General features: G+C 36.3%; 21 protein-coding genes and 1 pseudogene. 18 read left to right on the top strand and 4 right to left on the bottom strand.

Annotated elements, in window-relative coordinates; all coding sequences use genetic code 11:
* Positions 1 to 445: 445 nt before the first annotated feature.
* The 5 genes and pseudogenes from D8M03_RS06335 to D8M03_RS06315 all read left to right on the top strand — a co-directional run.
* Positions 446 to 795, top strand: a pseudogene (locus D8M03_RS06335) (flagellin N-terminal helical domain-containing protein); the annotation flags it as partial.
* A gap of 531 nt (positions 796 to 1326) precedes the next feature.
* Positions 1327 to 2346: a flagellin gene (locus D8M03_RS06330; protein WP_121213940.1), complete on the top strand. Its 1020-nt coding sequence runs from the start codon at positions 1327 to 1329 to the stop codon at positions 2344 to 2346.
* 160 nt (positions 2347 to 2506) lie between these two features.
* On the top strand, positions 2507 to 2896 hold the full coding sequence (locus D8M03_RS06325) for a PilZ domain-containing protein (protein ID WP_121213936.1): 390 nt from the start codon (positions 2507 to 2509) through the stop codon (positions 2894 to 2896).
* 112 nt (positions 2897 to 3008) lie between these two features.
* On the top strand, positions 3009 to 3563 hold the full coding sequence (gene hpf, locus D8M03_RS06320) for a ribosome hibernation-promoting factor, HPF/YfiA family (protein WP_121213935.1): 555 nt from the start codon (positions 3009 to 3011) through the stop codon (positions 3561 to 3563).
* A gap of 151 nt (positions 3564 to 3714) precedes the next feature.
* On the top strand, positions 3715 to 4857 hold the full coding sequence (locus D8M03_RS06315) for a DUF418 domain-containing protein (RefSeq protein WP_121213934.1): 1143 nt from the start codon (positions 3715 to 3717) through the stop codon (positions 4855 to 4857).
* 62 nt (positions 4858 to 4919) lie between these two features.
* Here D8M03_RS06315 and D8M03_RS06310 read toward each other — a convergent pair whose 3' ends face one another.
* Positions 4920 to 5813 carry a DMT family transporter gene (locus D8M03_RS06310; RefSeq protein WP_121213933.1) on the bottom strand — a complete coding sequence of 298 codons (894 nt, stop codon included), beginning with the start codon at positions 5811 to 5813 and terminating at the stop codon, positions 4920 to 4922.
* A gap of 142 nt (positions 5814 to 5955) precedes the next feature.
* Between D8M03_RS06310 and D8M03_RS06305 the strand changes: the two genes are divergently transcribed.
* The 8 genes from D8M03_RS06305 (at position 5956) to D8M03_RS06270 (ending at position 12615) form a co-directional block, all read left to right on the top strand.
* Entirely contained in the window at positions 5956 to 6165 is a 210-nt protein-coding gene (locus D8M03_RS06305; RefSeq protein ID WP_097072350.1) for a helix-turn-helix transcriptional regulator, read from the top strand.
* A complete protein-coding gene (locus tag D8M03_RS06300; RefSeq protein ID WP_121213932.1) occupies positions 6158 to 6460 on the top strand; it encodes a hypothetical protein in 303 nt (100 codons plus the stop codon). Before D8M03_RS06305 ends, D8M03_RS06300 begins: the two co-directional genes overlap by 8 nt.
* A gap of 13 nt (positions 6461 to 6473) precedes the next feature.
* Entirely contained in the window at positions 6474 to 7298 is an 825-nt protein-coding gene (gene thiD / locus D8M03_RS06295; protein WP_121213931.1) for a bifunctional hydroxymethylpyrimidine kinase/phosphomethylpyrimidine kinase, read from the top strand.
* A gap of 188 nt (positions 7299 to 7486) precedes the next feature.
* Positions 7487 to 9904, top strand: a complete 2418-nt coding sequence (nirB, locus tag D8M03_RS06290) for a nitrite reductase large subunit NirB (protein WP_121213930.1) — start codon at positions 7487 to 7489, stop codon at positions 9902 to 9904.
* An 18-nt stretch (positions 9905 to 9922) separates the two neighbouring features.
* A complete protein-coding gene (gene nirD / locus D8M03_RS06285; protein WP_121213929.1) occupies positions 9923 to 10240 on the top strand; it encodes a nitrite reductase small subunit NirD in 318 nt (105 codons plus the stop codon).
* A gap of 37 nt (positions 10241 to 10277) precedes the next feature.
* Entirely contained in the window at positions 10278 to 11117 is an 840-nt protein-coding gene (locus D8M03_RS06280; protein ID WP_121213928.1) for a formate/nitrite transporter family protein, read from the top strand.
* Positions 11117 to 11887 carry a uroporphyrinogen-III C-methyltransferase gene (cobA, locus tag D8M03_RS06275; RefSeq protein ID WP_121213927.1) on the top strand — a complete coding sequence of 257 codons (771 nt, stop codon included), beginning with the start codon at positions 11117 to 11119 and terminating at the stop codon, positions 11885 to 11887. The genes D8M03_RS06280 and cobA overlap by 1 nt, the downstream gene beginning before the upstream one ends.
* Positions 11887 to 12615 carry a sirohydrochlorin chelatase gene (locus D8M03_RS06270; RefSeq protein WP_121213926.1) on the top strand — a complete coding sequence of 243 codons (729 nt, stop codon included), beginning with the start codon at positions 11887 to 11889 and terminating at the stop codon, positions 12613 to 12615. The genes cobA and D8M03_RS06270 overlap by 1 nt, the downstream gene beginning before the upstream one ends.
* Positions 12616 to 12756: 141 nt before the next feature.
* Here D8M03_RS06270 and D8M03_RS06265 read toward each other — a convergent pair whose 3' ends face one another.
* Positions 12757 to 13170 (bottom strand): VOC family protein, encoded by a 414-nt coding sequence (locus tag D8M03_RS06265; protein WP_121213925.1) that lies wholly within the window; start codon positions 13168 to 13170, stop codon positions 12757 to 12759.
* 241 nt (positions 13171 to 13411) lie between these two features.
* On the opposite strand from D8M03_RS06265, the gene secA reads away from it, so the two are divergent.
* Positions 13412 to 15922, top strand: a complete 2511-nt coding sequence (gene secA, locus D8M03_RS06260; RefSeq protein WP_121213924.1) for a preprotein translocase subunit SecA — start codon at positions 13412 to 13414, stop codon at positions 15920 to 15922.
* Positions 15923 to 16335: 413 nt separating this feature from the next.
* Positions 16336 to 17437, top strand: a protein-coding gene (prfB, locus tag D8M03_RS06255) for a peptide chain release factor 2 (RefSeq protein WP_121213939.1) whose coding sequence is annotated in 2 segments (ribosomal slippage) — positions 16336 to 16407 and positions 16409 to 17437 — 1101 coding nt in all. Because the reading frame shifts where the segments join, the coding sequence is not laid out codon by codon here.
* Between the two features lie 52 nt (positions 17438 to 17489).
* Here prfB and D8M03_RS06250 read toward each other — a convergent pair.
* On the bottom strand, positions 17490 to 17756 hold the full coding sequence (locus D8M03_RS06250; RefSeq protein ID WP_121213923.1) for a hypothetical protein: 267 nt from the start codon (positions 17754 to 17756) through the stop codon (positions 17490 to 17492).
* A 166-nt stretch (positions 17757 to 17922) separates the two neighbouring features.
* On the opposite strand from D8M03_RS06250, the gene D8M03_RS06245 reads away from it, so the two are divergent.
* Positions 17923 to 18297, top strand: a complete 375-nt coding sequence (locus tag D8M03_RS06245) for a YhjD family protein (protein WP_121213922.1) — start codon at positions 17923 to 17925, stop codon at positions 18295 to 18297.
* Here D8M03_RS06245 and D8M03_RS06240 read toward each other — a convergent pair.
* Entirely contained in the window at positions 18286 to 18789 is a 504-nt protein-coding gene (locus D8M03_RS06240; RefSeq protein ID WP_170148395.1) for a competence protein ComK, read from the bottom strand. The two genes, D8M03_RS06245 and D8M03_RS06240, sit on opposite strands and share 12 nt — an antisense overlap.
* A 247-nt stretch (positions 18790 to 19036) precedes the next feature.
* Here D8M03_RS06240 and D8M03_RS06235 point away from each other — a divergent pair, with 247 nt between their 5' ends.
* Both D8M03_RS06235 and uvrB read left to right on the top strand, forming a co-directional pair.
* Positions 19037 to 19303 carry an IDEAL domain-containing protein gene (locus D8M03_RS06235; RefSeq protein WP_121213920.1) on the top strand — a complete coding sequence of 89 codons (267 nt, stop codon included), beginning with the start codon at positions 19037 to 19039 and terminating at the stop codon, positions 19301 to 19303.
* Positions 19304 to 19499: 196 nt separating this feature from the next.
* Complete coding sequence (uvrB, locus tag D8M03_RS06230) at positions 19500 to 21482, top strand: excinuclease ABC subunit UvrB (RefSeq protein ID WP_121213919.1); 1983 nt, start codon at positions 19500 to 19502, stop codon at positions 21480 to 21482.
* Positions 21483 to 21485: the final 3 nt, after the last annotated feature.

Below are 21485 nucleotides of genomic sequence, written 5' to 3'. Positions count from 1 at the left end.
TCGCATTTTACATCACGCAAGTGTCGTAACTATTACTGGTGATTCGTACCGTCTTAAGCAACACCTCGAACCAGTAAACGAGTAATTTTGTACACCCTTAAACAAGCATAAATGTACATATAAACGTTGACATTTATATCCTGATCTCACAAGTGTTTTGTTCACTTTCTCACTTTACAAACTCCCATTTTACTATCAGGTGATGTAGATTATTAAGAAATTTTTGTTTTACAGTAATACCCAATTTGTTATATTATATTAATAAATAAATTCGGTTAGTTCTTTTATAATAATTAGATTAGGTCTTTTTTATTTATATAAATTTTTAAAATATAACTTTAAAACTAATTATATTAGTATTATTTACTACTTTAATAAAAACACTAATGGCTCGAGCGAATTATTTAAGAGGTAAAATTATATTTTATGCTTGTGAGGAGATTTAATGAGGATAGTTCACAACGTTGTTGCTTTAAATTCTATAAATCAATTAGAGAAAAATAATAAAGGGTTGAGTTCTTCTACTGAGAAATTGTCGAGTGGTTTGAAAATTAGTAAAGCTGCAGATGATGCTGCAGGGCTAGCAATTTCTGAAAAAATGAGAGGGCAAATTCGTGGACTTTTTCAAGCGCAGCGAAACATCCAAGACGGTGTATCACTCGTGAATGTCGCTAAGGTGGCTTAAATGAGATTCATGCACATCTTCAACGTTTACGAGAATTAAGTGTATATGCTGCTAATGATACTTTAACTGAGAATGATCGAACTTTAATTCAATATGAAGTAGATCAATTAATTCAAGATATTGATTATATTGCAAACCAAACAGAATTTAATGAAATAAAATTATTAAATGTACCTAAAGGGGATGATAGCTATAAACAATACATTGAAACTGATGCAACTGCTCAAATCTCACCAATTGATCCTAGTTCGCCTACAAATACAATTGAGAGAAAATATTGGTATGCTGTTCTCCCTGAACATACAGGCTTAAACGATTCTGGAAACTATCAAGCTGTAGCATGGAATGGGGCTCAAGCTGTTATTGCTGGTGGAAATAATAAGATTATACGATATGATGGTACGAACTGGTACGCAGACGCTGTTTTTTATGATGTTGATGGTAATGTTAAAACAAACATTGCTCAACTTAATGATGTACAGTGGATAAGTGAAAATAACAATTTTGTAGCCTTAAGTAAAAATGGTGAAACATATACATCAGTTGATGGAATTAATTGGGTTCAACAATCTGAAGCTATAGATAATACTAATTTTGTCCAATTTACTTTTAATGGAGAAAAATATGTTGCTGTTGGCTCGATGACTAATGATAATCTAAAAGGGATTATGTATACATCCACAGATTTAAAAAGTTGGACACAAGTAGATATAAAAGGTAATTCTAGATTTAACAGTGTTATATGGAATGAAGAACGAGATGAATTTATGGCAGTTGGTCGACTAGTTACAGGCACTTCAAAGAATGGTGTTGATTGGGATTTTAATTCCTTTGCAGGAGAAATATATAGTGTTGCATGGGGAAATGGAAAGTATGTAATTGGTGGTAGTCTTTTACAAAGCAATGTGAAAAGTTCAATAGACGGAATTACTTGGGAGAAAGCAGATTTTGTGGGTGGATCACTTTCTGATAGAGTACTTAATGTCTCATGGAATGGAAATGAGTTTGTTCTGCAAGCATGGGAAAAGAGTACATATAGTTCAAAAGATGGTCAAACATGGACGAAAGGTTTAATGGATCGATGGACAAACTATCTTAATGATGCTACATATATAGGAAATGATCAATGGATAGCTGTTGGCCTTCAAACAGTCACTTCAACTGGTATTTACATAACTGGACCTGCTCCTAATACTCCCGAAAAAGAGAATGAATTTAAAAATGAGGAAAAAACAACGGAAGAACAAGTCGCTTCTAAGGATTTAATTAATGCTTTCATTTTACAAGTTGGACCAAATGAAGGAGATAGGTTCTTTGTGGAGTTAACAGATGCAACAACAAAAGCTTTAAGAATTGATAATTTAAGCGTTGTAATACAGGAAAAAGCATCTGAGGCTATAAGTCAACTTGATATTGCTATACAAATGATATCTGATGAAAGAGCGAAATTTGGCGTTTATGAAAATTCACTTAATCATATTTATAATAATTCAACAAATTATAGCTTAAATATTCAAAATGCCGAATCGCGAATTCGTGATACAGATATGACGAAAGAACTAATGTCAAAAATAAGATATACTATTTTGTCGGAAGTATCACAAATAGTATTTGCCCAATCAAATCAATCATCTCAACAAGTTCTACAGATTTTAAGATAATAAAGTTAAAAGTTACAAAGTTAATACGGGACATTTTGTTTTAAAAAAGGTAATTTTTACAAAAATTACTATTATTTAAATAGAAAACATGTTATAAAGAGCGTATAGAAACCTTCAAATAAACAACGAAGTTTAATATGAATTGTTTAGGAGGAACAATATGAACTTTAAAAGGAAAGAAGGCTTTCGTTTCGTCTTCAATGAACCTATCGAAGCAACTTATGGAATATACATAAATGATAAGCCAGTTAATATTGAAAAATATAATGGGAAAATATTAGATATTAGTCCACGAGGCATGAAGTTATTTTGTGGACCAGAAATAGAGAAATATTTAAATGATCCTTCATTACAAGTTGAAATTCAGTTCGTTCTTGACGTTACAACAATCCGAGCAATAGGTGACATTGTGTGGAGTAAGCCTTTAGGAGCTGGCTTCCAATGTGGTGTTGTCCTCACTGTACAAGAAGATGTAGATGAACTAATTATTAGTGAAATGAAACGGCGCCGCAAAAAAGAGGTTTTACAATCTAAACATAGAAAATATTAATTTTTTGTGAATGAAATTGTCGAAATATGAAAAAGATTCTCTTTAGCGGTAGGATTTTTTAAGACCTATGGAGAATATATATTACATAGGTGGAACTAAAGGAGGAGTTTACATGCTAAACTTTAACATTCGTGGTGAAAACATTGAGGTAACTCCAGCGATTCGCGAATACGTTGAGAACAAAATCGAGAAAGTTGAGCGATATTTCAGCGAAGGTGTTAGTGCGAACGCTAACGTAAATTTAAAAGTTTATAACGATAAACAAACAAAAGTAGAAGTGACAATTCCAATGAGAAACGTCACTCTCCGTGCAGAAGAACGTCATGATGATATGTATGCAGCAATTGATTTGATTGTCGATAAATTAGAGCGTCAAATCCGTAAACATAAAACAAAAGTAAACCGCAAATTCCGTGAACGTGAAGGAGTAGGCGTATACTTTGCTCAAGAAGTGGCAGGTACAACTCCTAGCCCAGTTGAGGAAGATGAGTTTACAATTGTACGTACAAAACAATTTGACCTTAAACCAATGGATCAAGAAGAAGCAATTCTTCAAATGAATCTTTTAGGTCATGATTTCTACGTATATACAGATGCAGATTCAAACAATACAAACATCGTATATAAACGTCGTGATGGTAAATATGGATTAATTGAAACAAATTAAGGTTTGGAGCTCCCGAGAAATCGGGGGCTTTTTTCATGGTTTCATATTCCATTTAAATAGAAAATACACTTAGTAATGCGAGGCAGTATTCATTATCACGTAATTATTATGTTAGAATAAAATGGAAATATTAAGTGATTAGGAGTTAAACATGCATTCAAAAAGAATATCATTTATTGATGGTTTAAGGGGATTTAGTTTGCTTGGGATTTTACTTGCGAATCTTCTCATCTTCCAATATGGGATGTACGGAAAAGATGATATCGAAACAACTTCTTTTTTAAATGAAGCGGCACTCAAGTTTGTTAAAGTTGCCGTAGAAGGTTCTGCCATGCCCATTTTTACGTTTGTATTTGGCTATTCTTTCATTAAATTAGTAGAATCCATTCGAAACAAGGGCAAGAAAAGTCGCTGGTCAATACTACGCCGAAGCACTGGATTAATCCTTCTTGGCTTTCTCCATGCGACATACTTATGGGATGGAGATATTCTATTATTTTATGGAAGTATTATGATTGTTTTATTACCTTTTATTAATCGCAAACCGAAAACACTTTTCATTTGGGCGACTATTCTCTTTGTTTTAACAACTGCTTTAGGCTATGGCCAAGTGGATTCGACAACAAAAGAAGAGCAGGAAATGAAGGAATATAATGAGCTGGCATATGATACATATGGAAATGGCACTTATCGGGAGATTTATGAATTCCGTAACGATGTCATGCCTCCGGGGTTTGAGGATCCTATTTTTATAATAATTCTATTAATCGTCGCACCTTTCATTTACATCCCTATGTTTTTATTTGGAATGGGCGTTGCAAAATTAGGTGCATTTGAAAATTTGGTAACTGAACGAAAGTGGTATGTACGAGGTTCTATTTTTGTACCAATTGGGCTGATATGTAAGGCGCTAGGTCTATTGAAAAATGATTGGGCAGGGGTCCTATCAATGGGCGGCTCTATGTTATTGTCTATTGGTTATATTAGTCTCTTTGCATTACTCTATGAAACGAATTTCTTTGTACGAATTCGTTCGGTCTTTGAAAATGTAGGGAAGTTGTCTCTATCAAACTATATTTTACAAACCGTGATTTGTACTTTTGTATTTTATGGTTATGGATTCGGTTTGTTCGGTCAACTTGGTGTTGCAATGGGTGTTCTACTTGGCATTGTTATTTATATCTTGCAATGTATTCTAAGCACATTGTATTTAAAGAAATTCAAGCGCGGCCCACTAGAAGTCTTGTTACGAATGTGGACTAATTTCTCGTGGAGTGGAAGACCGAAAGCATAAGAAAACTGCCCCAAATGCAATATTTGGGGCCTTTACTACATTAGTAGTTACAAAATGTCGGTTCATGGTGATTTTTCAAATGGCCTTTTATTTATCGTCACTAAATAAATACTCACACCTACAAGTAACATCCCAATAAATAAATTAATCGTAATTTGTTCATCCAGGAAGATTGCACTGACAAATACAGCTAGAATCGGCACTAAAAATGTAAATGCTCCGACTTTGCTTGCTTCCCCTTCATTCATCAATTTATAATAAATCACTTGCGCGGCCGCCATTCCAGCGGTTGTTCCCCATATTAAACTAAAGATTAAATCTGTATTCCAAACGATATCACTCACGTCTTCCATCATGAATCCACCTGTTAATAAAACTGCGCCACCTATCACAAGTTGCATTACGACCATCCAATAAGGATCCACGTTGTGACGGTTTTTCTTTACATAGACAACGCCAATTGCCCAACTGAGTGCCGTACCCAGAGCTAACATGACTCCGATTGCTGATAAATGGATCATTAGGCCGTCAATACTCACGAGAACAATCCCAGTAAATCCAATGATTAACCCGAGGATTTTCCATACTGTCATTGGTTCGCCAAGCCACCACCATGCTAACAGACCAAGGATCACAGGTTGAAAATAAACAAGAACAGAAAATAGTCCACCAGGTAAATAGATTAGTCCTACTGTTTGAATCCCTAAATATAATACGATGTTCAAAATGGCAGAAATGATGTAATAAACCCAGTTTTGTTTAAATTGCAGGATATGGCGATTTTTCCATGCAATGATGAATAAAATAATTCCCCCTAAAAAGGCCCGCACTCCTGCAAAGTACAGTGGAGGCATAAAATTCACACCATTTTTATAGATAGGCCAGCTCACGCCCCAAATGACAATGAGCAGAGCTAATAAACTATAAGTGGTCAGTTTCGAGGTTTCTTTCCCCATTTCAAACCTTCTTCCTTCGCAATTTACACTAGTATATGAATGGGTTTTCGTACCGGGTACTAATATAAAGCGTCCTTGACATTCCAATATAATGTAAAGTATACTTTACGTAAAGTTAACTTTACATTTGGTGGTGAAAGAGTTGCGTAACCGGATAAAAGATTTACGGCTCGTTTATGATTTGACCCAGGATGAACTAGCGGAAAAGCTTGAAGTCTCTAGGCAAACGATTATTTCTTTAGAAAAAGGCAGGTACAATCCATCGCTCATTTTGGCGTATAAAATTTCTCGTGTGTTTATGTGTCGTATTGAAGATGTATTTATATTTGAGGAGGGAAATGAAAATGGATAATCCGATTATTGCTGTGTTGTTTTGGCTAATGTTAGCTTCGATTATTGTAGGTTCTTTTTATTTCACACGCCGAATGATGAAAAAGAAAAAGCAATATGATGAGCGATTTGTTTATAATGATCATCTAGCGCGTTCATATAGTTGGATGGGTTCTCTAGGAGTTATTTTTGTAGCGTGGTTTTTATCTCTCGTTGTTTTCAAATCCATGACTGCTTTTTGGCTCATTTCTGCCATTTATATGGGACATATGATTTCTTATATGATAGGAGCAATGATTGCCAATAGTCGAAATTAGAAGGAGTTTAGAAATGACAATAGCAAAAGTATGTACCATTGCTGGGTCAGCTGCTCGGGGTGGTGCGGGTATACAAGCAGATTTAAAAACCTTTCAAGAGCTTGGTGTATTCGGCATGTCAGCTATTACCGCAATGGTAGCTACACATCCTGAAACGAAACAAGGAATATTCATTCAGCCATTAGAAGTCATCGAAGCTCAGCTTTCAACAATTTATGAGCAAGGAGATATTGCAGCCTTAAAAACTGGGATGCTTTTTTCTAAGGAGATAATCGAGTTTGTCGCAAATTGGCTTCAATCAACAGCGATTCAACATATTGTGGTGGATCCTGTGATGTTTGGGAAAGTTGGTTCAGCGTTACTTGATTTTGATGCAATGGATACTTTGAAAACGAAACTTATTCCTCAGGCAAAAATTATTACACCAAATATGCCAGAAGCCTCATACCTATTAGGTGGTGCGGAGATAAATTCATTAGCTCAATTAAAAGAAGCAGCAAGAGCTTTATTCGAATTAGGTCCGCAGTATATTATAGTTAAAGGTGGTCGTTTGGAAGATGCGGCGGTTGATGTGTTGTACGACGGGAATACAATGATGCTTCTTGAAGCTCCTCGAATTGATACGATTCATACAAATGGTGCTGGATGTTCCTATTCTGCTGCGATTACAGCAGGACTTGCGAATGGATTGTCAATGAAGGAGTCTGTTATTCAAGCAAAGAAATTTGTAACAGCTGGAATTCGCTTTGCAATTCCCTTTGAAAAGGTCGCGGGCATGATTGATCATCGTGCTTTTAAAAAATATGGTGAAGATGAAGTTACCCTTTACAATTCGTAAATTGAATTGTGAAGGGTTTTTTGTTCGAAATTTTTTTATGTTAGAAAACATTACATTGCAAGCGGTTTCCGAGAGTTTTTGTAAAAAAATATGCTTTACATATACTTCTTTGATGTTATATTATCTGACATATAAAGTTTTGATTTTTCATTTTTTTCGAAATTGTGGCAATGCGAGGGGGAAGTTGTATGGAAAAAAAGAAATTGGTTCTAGTAGGAAATGGTATGGCTGGTGTAAAGACAATTGAAGAAATATTAAATGTCTCCAAAGAGAAGTTTGAAATTACAATTATTGGTGATGAACCTTACCCGAATTATAACCGAATTCAACTATCGAAAGTATTGCAAGGAGATACTACGTTAGAAGATATTACATTAAATGATTGGGCATGGTACCAAGAAAATGATATTCAATTGTATACGAATGAAGAAGTAACGAAAATTGATTCAGATAAACAATTGGTGATGACTCGTTCTGGGTTAAAGCTTCCGTATGATGAATTAATTTTAGCAACCGGTTCTAGACCTTTCATCTTACCGATTCCTGGTGCAGATAAAGAAGGAGTAACTGGCTTTCGTAATATTCAAGATACAGATGCTATGTTAAAAGCTTCGAAAACTTATCGAAAAGCAGCAGTTATTGGTGGAGGATTGCTTGGTTTAGAGGCGGCTCGTGGATTATTAAATCTTGGAATGGATGTAACGGTTGTTCATTTAGGAGAGAGCTTAATGGATCGCCAATTGGATCAAACAGCGGCTAACCTTTTGAAAGAAGAACTGGAACGCCAAGGAATGAAGTTTTTACTTAAGAAAAATACAAAGAAAATACTTGGTAAAAAACGAGTAGAAGGTTTGCGTTTTTCGGATGGTGAAGAGTTAGCTTGCGATTTTGTGATTATGGCCGTTGGAATTAAGCCAAATGTAGAACTAGCCATTGAATCAGGAATTCATGTAAACCGTGGAATTGTCGTAAATGATTATTTACAAACGGATATCCCTCATATTTATGCAGTTGGTGAATGTGCAGAACATAATGGAGTTGCCTATGGTTTAGTAGCACCACTTTTCGAACAAGCGAAAGTCCTTGCAAATGCGATTTGTGATGTAGAAACTGCACCTTATAATGGTTCGATTGTTTCTACTCAATTGAAAGTTTCTGGTGTTGAAGTCTTCTCGGCAGGTGAATACATCGAGGGTGGAGAGAAAAAGGCTTTAAGCGTATTCGATGATCAAGATGGTGTCTATAAAAAATTAGTGTTTAACGGTCAAAAGCTTGTAGGTGCAGTTCTATTTGGAGATAGTCGCGATAGTAACCGCTTATTATCCCTAATTAAAAAACAGGCTGATGTTTCAGATACAACAAAAGTAAGCATTTTACAACCAATAGGCGGCGAAACGGGTGAGAGTTTAGTTGCTTCCATGAGTGCAGACGAAATTATTTGTGGTTGTAACGGTGTATCAAAAGGAACGATTGTACAAGCGATTCATGAAAAAGGTTGTACAACAGTGGATGGCATTAAATCTTGTACAAGTGCAACAAGATCATGTGGCGGCTGTAAATCATTAGTTTCAGAACTGTTAGAAGTGACATTAGGCGATAACTTTGATGCGAGTGCTCAAAAAGAAACATTATGTGGTTGTACAACACTTTCTCGTGATGAAGTGGTCGAAGAGATTCGTGAAAAACATCTCATGACTACTCGTGAAGTAATGCATGTGCTTGGTTGGAATACTTCAGATGGATGTTCAAAATGTCGCCCTGCATTGAATTATTATATCGGAATGGTTCATCCACTTGAATATGAGGATGAAAATGAATCACGTTTTGTAAATGAACGATTACATGCAAACATTCAAAAAGATGGTTCCTTTGGCGTTGTTCCTCGTATGTACGGAGGCGTGACAACACCAGAACAACTTCGAAAAATTGCGGATGTTGCAGAAAAATATAATGCGAGATTATTAAAAGTAACAGGTGGACAACGAATCGATATTTTTGGGATCGAAAAACAGGATTTACCTAAAGTTTGGGAAGAACTTGATATGCCATCTGGTTATGCTTATGGAAAAACTCTTCGTACCGTTAAAACTTGTGTTGGTGAAACATTCTGTCGATTCGGAACGCAAGATTCTATGAGTCTCGGAATAGCTTTAGAGAAAAAGTTAGAACGTGTTGGTACTCCACACAAATTTAAAATGGCTGTATCTGCTTGTCCACGAAATTGTGCTGAATCAGGAATTAAAGACTTTGGTGTAGTAGGAGTAGATGGCGGTTGGGAAATGTATGTTGGTGGTAATGGTGGTACACACCTTCGTGCAGCTGATCTTCTTGGAAAAGTTAAAACGGCAGAAGAAGTTATCGAATATGCATGTGCGTATTTCCAATATTATCGCGAAACAGGTATTTATATGGAAAGAACTTCAAAATGGCTAGAACGTATGGGGCTTGAAAACATCAAAGCTGTTATTGAAAATCCAAAAGAACGAAGAGAACTGTATGCTCGTTTAGATTTAGCATTAAAAGTTCATGAAGAGCCTTGGAAGAAAATTATCAATAGCGATAAGTTAAGAACTGAGTTGTTTGAAAAAGTAGTTGTACAACAATAAATTTTGGAGGGATTGCATATGAAACATGTCGTTGAGCGAGTTAAGGTGTTGCGAGTAGATGAAGTGGCAAAGGATTTTGGAAAAACCGTCCAAGTTGGTGATGTTGAAATTGCCTTATTCCGACTTAAAAATGGTGAGTTTTATGCAATTGAAAATCGCTGTCCACATCGCGGAGGAGTATTAGTAGAAGGAATGGTTAGTGGCCAACATGTATTTTGCCCGATGCACGATTGGAAAATTGATGTAACGACAGGTAAAGTGCAGGAACCAGATCATGGCTGCGTCAACACATACAAAGTAGAAGTTGAAGGTGACGATGTATATATAGTGTTTTAGTGATGGAGTCAAACAGCAGCAAACGAGGAGGATGTACATGGATTATATTAAACCGAAGCAAGTAGTAGAAAGCATGATCCAAGCAGGGGCAGATAAAGCAAAACTATCAATTAAAGATTTAGTCATTCGTGGAATACTTTCAGGAGCGTTACTTGGTTTTGGGACAACGCTAGCCTTTAATGCAGAAATGCAAACAGGACTAGGGATTGTAGGTGCCGTCCTTTTCCCAGCTGCTTTTGTCATTATTATCCTTCTAGGACTTGAATTAGTAACAGGGAACTTTGCTCTTATTCCTTTAGCAGTACTAGAGAAAAAAGCAACAATGGCAGAACTTCTTAAAAACTGGATTTGGGTAATTATCGGCCATCTAATCGGTGCGTTCTTCTATGCCTTACTTTATGTAATCGCGATAACAAATTTTGGCCAAACAACAGATCATGTAATGATTCAGAAACTTATTAACGTTGCTGAAGCAAAAACACTAGCTTATCAAGCGTTAGGTAGTTCTGGCTTTGTAGTGGTTATCGTTAAAGCAATTCTTTGTAACTGGATGGTATGTCTAGGTGCAGTAATGGCTATGACTTCCCAATCTACTATTGGAAAAGTTGTTAGCATGTGGCTCCCGATTTTAATTTTCTTTGCCCAAGGTTTTGAACACGCCGTTGTAAATATGTTTGTTATCCCAGCTGGTATGCTTCTTGGGGCAGATGTGAGTTTTGCAGATTGGTGGATTTGGAATCAAATACCTGTCCTAATCGGAAATATACTAGGTGGATTCATTTTTACTGGTTTTGCACTATATGCAACGTATCAAACTGTGTCGAAACAAAAGGTGAAATTATCATCAGTTAAAGCAACGGAAATGGAGGGAGTGTAATGGGAATTGTCTATATCGTTGGTGCAGGGCCAGGTGATGAAGAGCTAATTACGGTTAAAGGGCTAAAATGTATCGAACAGGCAGACGTTATTTTATATGACAGATTAGTAAATAAAGAGTTATTAAGTTATGCAAAGGCTGGAGCAGAGCTAATCTCGTGTGGAAAATTGCCAAATTGCCATACGATGCAACAGAATACGATTAATTTAACGTTAGTGAAGTATGCAAAACAAGGGAAAGTAGTTACTCGCTTAAAAGGTGGAGATCCCTTCATCTTCGGGCGTGGTGGCGAAGAAGCCGCAGCATGTAGCGACGCAGGAATTCCATTTGAGATTGTACCCGGTATAACATCGGGTATTGCCTCTCCTGCTTATGCCGGAATCCCTGTTACCCATCGTGATTACAGTTCTTCCTTTGCAGTTGTAACGGGGCATCGCAAAAATGGAGAACCGGACAATACAAATTGGGCAGCATTAGCAAATGGTATTGATACGCTAGCGATTTATATGGGAATGAAAAATTTGAATTATATTTGTGAGCGATTAATCGAGAATGGAAAAAGTGCAGATACTCCAGTTGCATTAATTCATTATGGGACTACCAATCACCAACATACTGTAACAGGTACATTAGCAACTATCTATGAGATTGCCAAAAGAAAACAAATAAAAAATCCTAGTATGATTGTTGTTGGGGAAGTTGTTCGATTGCGTGACCAACTTAATTGGTTCGAGACGAATGAAGAATTGCTTGCAGTTGGTGGAATGTAATGGAGGCAGTTCTTTATATTTGCCACGGAAGTCGTGTAAAATCTGCACGTGATGAAGCGGTGGCTTTTGTGGAAAGGTGTAAAGAAGTTCGGCAGGAAAGGATTCTGCAACACTGCTTTTTGGAATTAGCAGAGCCTACGATTTTTCAAGGTGTTCAACAATGTGTGGAACAAGGTGCAACGAAAATTCGTGCTATCCCGGTATTGTTATTAACTGCAAATCATGCAACGATTGATATTCCAGAAGAGATTAATAGAGCAAAACAACATTATCCTCAGTTAGAAATTCAAATGGGTGAGCCGATTGGGGTTCATCCTTTACTTATTGATTTGTTGGTTGAGCGATTGCAACAAACGAATCAAGAGGTGACTCCTCTGTCGAAAGTGGTGTTAGTTGGGAGAGGGTCAACAAATAGTCGTGTTAAGCAAGATTTATCACAAATTGCTAATAACCTTGCGGAGAAGATTAGTCATCCAGTTGAAGTTAGCTTTTTAACAGGGTGTGAACCATATTTTTCGGATAAAATTGCAACACTTGATTCGATTAATGTCGATAAAGTGTTTATTATCCCTTACTTTTTGTTCACGGGTATATTAATAGAAGGGATTCGAAAAACGGTAGAGAAGGTAGCGGGAAATCACGATTGCCAATTTATTATTTGTGATTATTTAGGGAACTCACCAGTTGTAGTGGAAGCTTTGAATGAACGGATTGAAGAACTTGTTTGATGGATGGAAAAGGGATGTGTAGAAAGTTGATACACATCCCTTTTCATAGTTATTAAAAATGGTGCTAATGCGGTGAACACATCAATATGTCATCGTCCTCGTCACAAAATGACCTTTCAGATGCATCTTTTACCACTGTTCTCAGCTATCTAAACTCACTTGCCATTCCACACCAAACTTGTCCTTCACTGCACCGTAGCATTTGCTCCAAAATGTTTCTTGAAGCTCCATGTTTACTGTACCACCTTGTTTTAAACCTTCGAAAGAAGAGCGAATAAATTCCTCATCTTTACTTACTAAAGTGACACTAATGTTGTTACCAACAACATAAGGAGAGCCTGGCCAATTGTCTGAGAACATTAATCTACTGCCTTCTACATTAATATTCGTATGCATTACTAAATTTTTTGCTTCCTCTGGGATAGGGTAGTCTGGATTTTCTGGTCCATCACCGAACGTCATAATTTGTGGTGCTTCTGTTTTAAATACATCTGCATAAAAATTTACCGCTTCACGACAGTTTCCATCAAAAATTAAATACACTTCAATTGCCATATAATCCATCTCTCCTTAAAAAAATGTAATTTTCCTGTTAATTGTACTATATTTTCTCGTTCAAATGGTACTGATATACAATGTGTACCCGGTACAAAAACAATTCAGATATTTCGTGTACCAGGTACACAAACAATTCTGAAAATTCATCCTCCTCTGTTTTAAATGAGAAGGTAATTTGCACCTATATATAGGTAATGATAAAATGAAGAGTGATACTATATGGGAAGTGAAATTATTCATGGCGAACATTTTAAATAAAATTTTTGATCCGAATAAAAAAGAAATAAAAAAATTAAATAAAATTGCAGACCAAGTTGAAGCACTTGCTTCTCAAATGGAACAACTTAGTGATGAAAATCTAAAAGCGAAAACTGTTGAATTTAAAGAACGTTATCAAAATGGGGAAACGCTTGAACAGTTACTTCCTGAAGCATTTGCAGTTTGTCGTGAAGCATCACGCCGCGTACTTGGGATGTATCCTTTCCGTGTTCAAATTATGGGTGCTGCAACGTTAAATGATGGGAACATTGCAGAAATGAAAACAGGGGAAGGGAAAACATTAACTGCAACAATGGCCGTTTATTTAAATGCAATAACTGGCAAAGGCGTACACGTTGTAACAGTTAACGAATACCTTGCAAGTCGAGATGCTTCTCAAATGGGTGAACTGTACAATTTCTTAGGTCTTTCAGTTGGTCTAAATTTAAACAGCTTATCAAAAGAAGAAAAACGTGAAGCTTATGCAGCTGACATCACATACAGTACAAATAATGAACTTGGTTTCGACTATTTGCGTGATAACATGGTTCTTTATAAAGAAGAACGTGTACAACGCCCTCTTCATTATGCCGTAATCGATGAAGTGGACTCGATTTTAATTGACGAAGCTCGTACGCCGTTAATTATTTCTGGTCAAGCTGGAAAAACAGCGAAATTATATGTTCAATCAAATATGTTTGTTCGTATGTTAAAAGCAGATGAAGACTACACATATGATGAAACAACAAAAGGTGTTACATTAACTGAAAATGGTATCGGAAAAGCAGAGAAAGCATTCGGCATTGATAACCTATTTGACCTTTCTCATGTTCGTTTATTACATGCAATTAACCAATCATTAAAAGCGCATGTATCGATGCATCGCGATGTCGATTATGTCGTTCAAGATGGTGAAATTGTTATTGTTGATAGCTTTACTGGACGTTTAATGAAAGGCCGTCGTTATTCAGATGGATTGCACCAAGCAATTGAGGCAAAAGAAGGTGTCGAAATCCAAAACGAATCGATGACAATGGCGACAATTACATTCCAAAACTATTTCCGTATGTACGAAAAACTTGCTGGTATGACAGGTACAGCAAAAACGGAAGAAGAAGAGTTCCGTAACATTTACAATATGCAAGTTGTCGTAATTCCAACGAACAAACCAATTGCCCGTGATGACAGACCAGACTTAATCTTTGCTACAATGAACGGTAAATTTAATGCGGTAGCTGCGGATATTGCAGAGCGCCATAAAAAGGGTCAGCCAGTATTAGTAGGTACTGTTGCAATAGAAACATCCGAAATTATTTCACAGTTATTAGACAAACATAAAATTCCACATAATGTGTTAAATGCGAAAAACCATGAACGAGAAGCCGAAATCATCGCAAATGCAGGAAATCGCGGTGCCGTAACAATTGCCACAAATATGGCCGGCCGTGGTACGGATATTAAACTTGGTGAAGGTGTTTTAGAACTTGGTGGTTTAGCAGTAATTGGTACAGAACGTCATGAATCACGCCGTATCGATAATCAGTTGCGCGGTCGTTCTGGACGTCAAGGGGATCCAGGTGTTACGCAATTCTATTTATCTTTAGAAGATGATTTAATGCGTCGATTCGGTTCAGACAAAATGAAAGCAATGATGACTCGATTAGGTATGGATGATTCTCAACCAATCCAGTCAGGTATGGTTTCAAAAGCCGTTGAGTCTGCTCAAAAACGTGTTGAGGGGAACAACTTCGATGCACGTAAACGTTTATTACAATATGACGATGTACTTCGTCAACAACGTGAAGTTATTTATAAAGAACGTCGCGATGTATTAGAAACAGATAATATGCGTGCGCTTGTGGAAAATATGATCCAAGAATCAATTGAAAATATTGTTGGTGTTCATACACAGGGCGACAAAAAAGATTGGAATTTAAAAGCACTAGAAGATTATATTCAAGCTAATTTATTAGAAGAAGGCGCAATTAAAGCAAGTGATCTTGAAGGTAAATCTCCAGAAGAAATGATTCAATTCATCTACGGCGAAGTGCAAAAACGTTACGATGAAAAAGAAGAAGCACTTACACCTGAACGTATGCGCGAATTTGAAAAAGTAATTTTACTTCGCTCAATTGATACAAAATGGATCGACCATATCGATGCAATGGATCAATTACGTCAAGGGATTCACCTACGTGCTTATGGCCAAACAGACCCATTACGTGAATACGAGCAAGAAGGATTTGCGATGTTCGAGGACATGGTTGCATCAATTCGTGAGGACGTAACGAAATATGCAATGAAAGCACAAATCCGCAACAATCTAGAGCGTGAAGAAGTTGCAAAAGGGCAAGCAGTAAATCCAAAAGAGGAAGCTGCACCAAAGAAAAAGCAACCTGTTCGTAAAACACAAGATATTAAACGTAATGATCCATGTCCATGCGGTAGCGGCAAGAAATACAAAAACTGTCACGGTGCACAGCAGGATTAGTTGATTAGTTTATGTTTAGTTCGAGATTAGGAGTAGAATCAGAGCTGGTATTCCTGTGAGAATCTCGAAAAGATTTGTGCTTGTGTATCCACGTTTTGTGGGATGGGATTTGAGTGGTGCACTTGGACTGGTGTTTTGTGCGGATGGCGAGTTGACTTGTGCACATGAGCTTGCATTTTAAGCAGTTAACCAGTTGAATTGTCCGGATGACTTAGCTTTTCGTCCATACAGATGAAGTTTTAGTCCGGATATCACAGGGTTTTGCCCATTCAACGAGGTTATTCGTCCACATAGCCCAGCCTTCCGTCCACAAAAGATTGGAACGCCACTATAAAATGAAAGTCATTGAACCGTAGTCATCGAAGGGATGATACGGTTCTCTCAATTTAATATTGTACGGAGGATTTTATATGATTGAATTATCAGAAGTGAGAAATTCGTTAGAAACTACAGCCAAAAAATTGGTGGACTTCAGGGGGTCTCTTTGACTTAGAAAACAAAGAGGCACGAATCCAAGAGTTGGATGAAATGATGTTAATGCCAGGATTTTGGGATGATCAAAGTGGTGCCCAAACGGTTATTAATGAAGCAAATGGTTTAAAAGCCATCGTAAATGAATTCAATGAGCTTGTTGCCACACAAGAAAATTTAGAAATGACATTAGAGCTTTTAAAAGAAGAGCCAGATGAAGAATTACAAGAGGAACTTGGTAACGAATTGAAAGAGTTTGAAACGAAAATGGATGCTTTTGAACTACAAATGTTATTAAGTGAACCTTATGATAAAAATAATGCTATTTTAGAGCTACACCCTGGTGCTGGTGGAACAGAATCACAAGATTGGGGCTCAATGTTACTACGCATGTATACTCGTTGGGCAGAGCAACATGGTTTCAAAGTAGAAACGATGGATTATTTACCTGGGGACGAAGCAGGGATAAAATCGGTGACGTTATTAATTCAAGGACATAATGCTTATGGCTATTTAAAAGCTGAAAAAGGTGTTCACCGTTTAGTTCGTATTTCACCGTTCGATTCTGCAGGTCGTCGTCATACATCTTTCGTTTCGTGTGAAGTAATGCCAGAATTCAATAATGAAATTGAAATTGATATTCGTACGGAAGATTTAAAAATTGATACGTATCGAGCAACTGGTGCGGGTGGACAGCACATCAATACAACTGATTCTGCCGTTCGAATTACACATATTCCAACAGGCGTTGTAGTATCTTGTCAGGCAGAACGCTCTCAAATTAAAAACCGTGAAAAAGCGATGAACATGTTAAAAGCAAAATTATATCAACTTGAAATTGAAAAACAACAAGCTGAATTAGATGCGATTCGTGGCGAGCAGAAAGAAATCGGCTGGGGATCACAAATCCGTTCTTATGTATTCCATCCATATTCAATGGTAAAAGATCACCGTACAGGATTTGAAACTGGTAACGTTCAAGGTGTTATGGACGGAGAATTAGATGGTTTCATCAATGCATATTTACGTTCTCGTTTAGGTTAATAAAAGTGAAGGCATTTATAAGTTATCAAAGACTTGTAAATGCCTTTTTATATTACAGATCTGAATAAATCCCTGTTACTTTTTTTAATTTTTTCACGTCAGCTTTAACAGTAATATATTCATCAGCCAAAACACCAATTCTGTACTCAACTTGATCCAGTTTGTTTAGTATAGTTTGATGATTTTTATCTACTTTTTGCTCTAATAAATCAAATCTTAGTTCTAACTTATCGATTCTTTCTGAGAGTTCCGTGAATTTTACATCCATTTTCGATGATAGTTCCAATATCGCTTGCAAGATTTGGTTATTTTCTGTCAATCCTGACCCTCCTCTCTTTAATGTTACGAATTTTAATACTTGTAAATATTATACCTCGATTTTACATGAAAATAAATTTAGTTAATATTTTCTCTCCCATTTGCATTTTTTCAATCCTTACGAATATAATATAAGAACAAATGTTCTGTTTTGGGAGGGGTTTTTTATGGCATATATCCCCATTGAAACTGTTCCGTATTTTGAAGCAGCGATTTATTTACCGATGCTTTTAATCGTTTTAGAAAAGGATTATACAGAAATCGAAAATGGGCAATTTAAGTTCAAGGGTCCATATATTTATTTAATAGAAGAAGCAAGAAGAAATGTTGAGATTGATTTGAAAAATACGAAGGCGTACTTAAGAAAACATCAATTAAAAGTTGTTCGAAAATCACGGGATGATTTGTTTTCTGAATATGAATTTCATTATGCAGGAACATTGGAAATTCGAAGATATGCAAATATACGCCTCCGAAATCATGTAGAAGAGTTGCTTAAACTTTATTTGAAGAAAGCATTAATAAGTTACTCAAACGGATAAGTCATTTTGTAGGATTAGTCTTTGGTGTGTCCCGAATTTATGTAACATTGTTGCACAAACATATTGAGTACAGAATGAAGAATAGTTAAAGTTTAGTATTAGTTCGCGACCATCTTTTAATGTAATTTCAGTGCTATCTTTAATGCGGCGAATGTTGATAATTGCATGAAGTCCGACCCACACATTATTTGGTGAAGTTGGTGATAAAAGTGGGAAGAATACGCAAGGCATACCATAATCGTGTGAAATAATAATTGGAAGTTTGTGTTTTTCATCACCAAAGAATCGTTTTGAAACTGAACGAGCAGTTTTGTAATTAGATCCCATTAACACACATGATTTTCGAATTATGTAAATCGGCTTTCGTGAAACAATAATTTCTCCACTTTTGTCATAAACACGTGAATAAAGCTTGTCCCCATGTATTAAAGGTTCGATAAGATAAGTGTTAAACGAAATATGATACGAATCAGCAATATTTACATTTCCCATTTTTATTTCCCCCTTAAATGATAAGTGTTGTGGATTTATAGACATGATAGTATGAATTTCGAGCGAATTCAATACATAATTTAGAAAATTTTGTAAATTTAAAATTTCCCTACTCTAAAACAGTCCAAAATGAAAATTTCAAACATATTTTCAACGACGCAGAAAAAATTAATCTATTTTTCAGAATATATTGCAAATTGAGTCTAGGTTATCTTATAATAGAAAAAAGGGAATCGGGGTGATATCGATGGATAAATATTATTCATACACAGATTTTCTTAAAGCAGTTGGACATTATCAACATGCAAACGAATCTGAGAAATTATTGAATGAAATTTATTTGGACTTGTTTTTGAACAGTATGCAAAGACTACAAAGAATTGACCAGTTGAAAGATCTCATCGATAGAGCATTAGACGAACGTGATAAAGAAGCCTTTTTAGCATACACAGCAGAATTGAATGAATTACAAGAAACTCAAGAACTAGAAGATGCACAAGAAGCAGTAAATTAATAGATCATTTTAAAGTCGCCTATTAAAACAGTGCCAAAAATGTAAAGTTTATCTTTACTAAGGCAATGTTTATAATGGGCGACTTTTCTGCCGTTTAAAATAAAATTTTAGAATATACGTTCGCTTTTTAGTTCGTGTTTTATGAATAGTATGCTAAAATTAATATACAAGTATTGGGTGAAAGGACGATTGACGAATGGCCGAAACTTTTGATTTACAGTCCGCTTATCAACCTAGTGGTGACCAACCGAATGCCATAGCGGAATTGGTAAAAGGAATAAATGAAGGAAAACGACATCAAACTTTACTCGGAGCTACTGGAACTGGGAAAACATTTACCATTTCCAATGTAATAAAAGAAGTGAATAAACCAACACTTGTAATAGCTCATAATAAAACGCTTGCTGGGCAACTATATAGTGAATTTAAACAGTTTTTCCCAAATAATGCAGTTGAATATTTTGTTAGCTATTATGACTATTATCAACCAGAAGCATATGTACCACAGACGGATACGTACATTGAAAAAGATTCTAGCATTAATGATGAAATTGATAAATTACGCCACTCGGCTACATCGGCTTTATTCGAAAGAGAAGATGTGATTATTATTGCTTCTGTTTCTTGTATTTATGGTTTGGGGAATCCAGAAGAATATAGAGAATTGGTATTATCAATTCGTGTTGGCATGGAAATTGAACGTAATCAATTGTTAAGAAAACTTGTAGACATACAATATGAACGAAATGATGTGAATTTTACACGTGGTACATTCCGTGTTCGCGGAGATGTGGTTGAAATTTTCCCAGCATCTCGTGATGAGAAATGCATACGTGTAGAGTTTTTTGGAGATGAAGTTGATCGAATTCGTGAAGTAGATGCTCTAACTGGTGAAATAATGGGCGAGCGAGAACATGTTGCGATTTTCCCAGCATCCCACTTCGTAACTCGCGAGGAAAAAATGTTAAAGGCCATCGAAAATATAGAAAAAGAACTGGAAGAGCAGTTGGAAAAATTCCGTTCTGAAGATAAGTTACTTGAAGCTCAACGTTTAGAACAACGGACGAAATATGATTTAGAAATGATGCGTGAAATGGGCTTCTGTTCAGGGATTGAAAACTATTCAAGGCATTTAACATTAAGAGAAGCAGGGGTTACGCCATATACGTTGCTCGACTATTTCCCAAAAGACTTTTTGCTCGTTGTTGATGAAAGTCACGTAACATTACCTCAAGTTCGCGGTATGTATAATGGAGACCAAGCACGTAAAAATGTTTTAGTCGAACATGGCTTCCGATTACCGTCTGCATTAGACAATCGCCCGTTAAAATTTGAAGAGTTTGAAGAACATATTCACCAAGCTATTTATGTTTCTGCTACACCAGGTCCATACGAAATAGAACATACTCCAGAAATGGTAGAGCAAATTATTCGTCCTACAGGGTTATTAGATCCAACGATTGACGTACGTCCAATTGAAGGACAAATTGACGACTTAATCGATGAAATCAATGACCGCATTGCAAGACAAGAGCGTGTACTTGTTACTACGTTAACGAAGAAAATGGCAGAAGATTTAACGGATTACTTTAAAGAAATGGGCATCAAAGTGGAGTATTTGCACTCTGAGGTCAAAACGTTAGAACGGATTGAAATTATTCGCGAGTTGCGAAAAGGTACATTTGATGTGCTTGTCGGTATCAACCTACTTCGTGAAGGATTAGATATTCCAGAAGTATCCCTTGTCGCAATTCTTGATGCGGATAAAGAAGGATTTTTACGTTCGGAACGTTCATTAATTCAGACAATTGGACGAGCTGCTCGAAATTCTAATGGACACGTAATTATGTATGCAGATCGCATCACTGATTCAATGAAAAAGGCGATTGATGAAACGAAACGCCGTCGAACAATTCAAGAAGCATATAACAAAGAACATGGTATAACACCACAGACAATTCAGAAGAAAATACCAGACTTAATTCGAGCAACACAAGCTGCTGAACAGGAAGAAACATATGTTACAAAAGTAACAAAAGGTAAAAAATTAACAAAGGCAGAAATAGAAAAGTTAATTGTTTCATTAGAACAAGAAATGAAAGAAGCAGCAAAAGCACTTGATTTTGAACGTGCAGCCGAATTACGAGATACGATATTTGAATTGAAGGTAGAAGGGTGACCG

Source organism: Ureibacillus endophyticus, from assembly GCF_003628435.1.
Classification (GTDB): domain Bacteria; phylum Bacillota; class Bacilli; order Bacillales_A; family Planococcaceae; genus Ureibacillus; species Ureibacillus endophyticus.
This window is presented reverse-complemented; position numbering and strand designations above follow the sequence as displayed.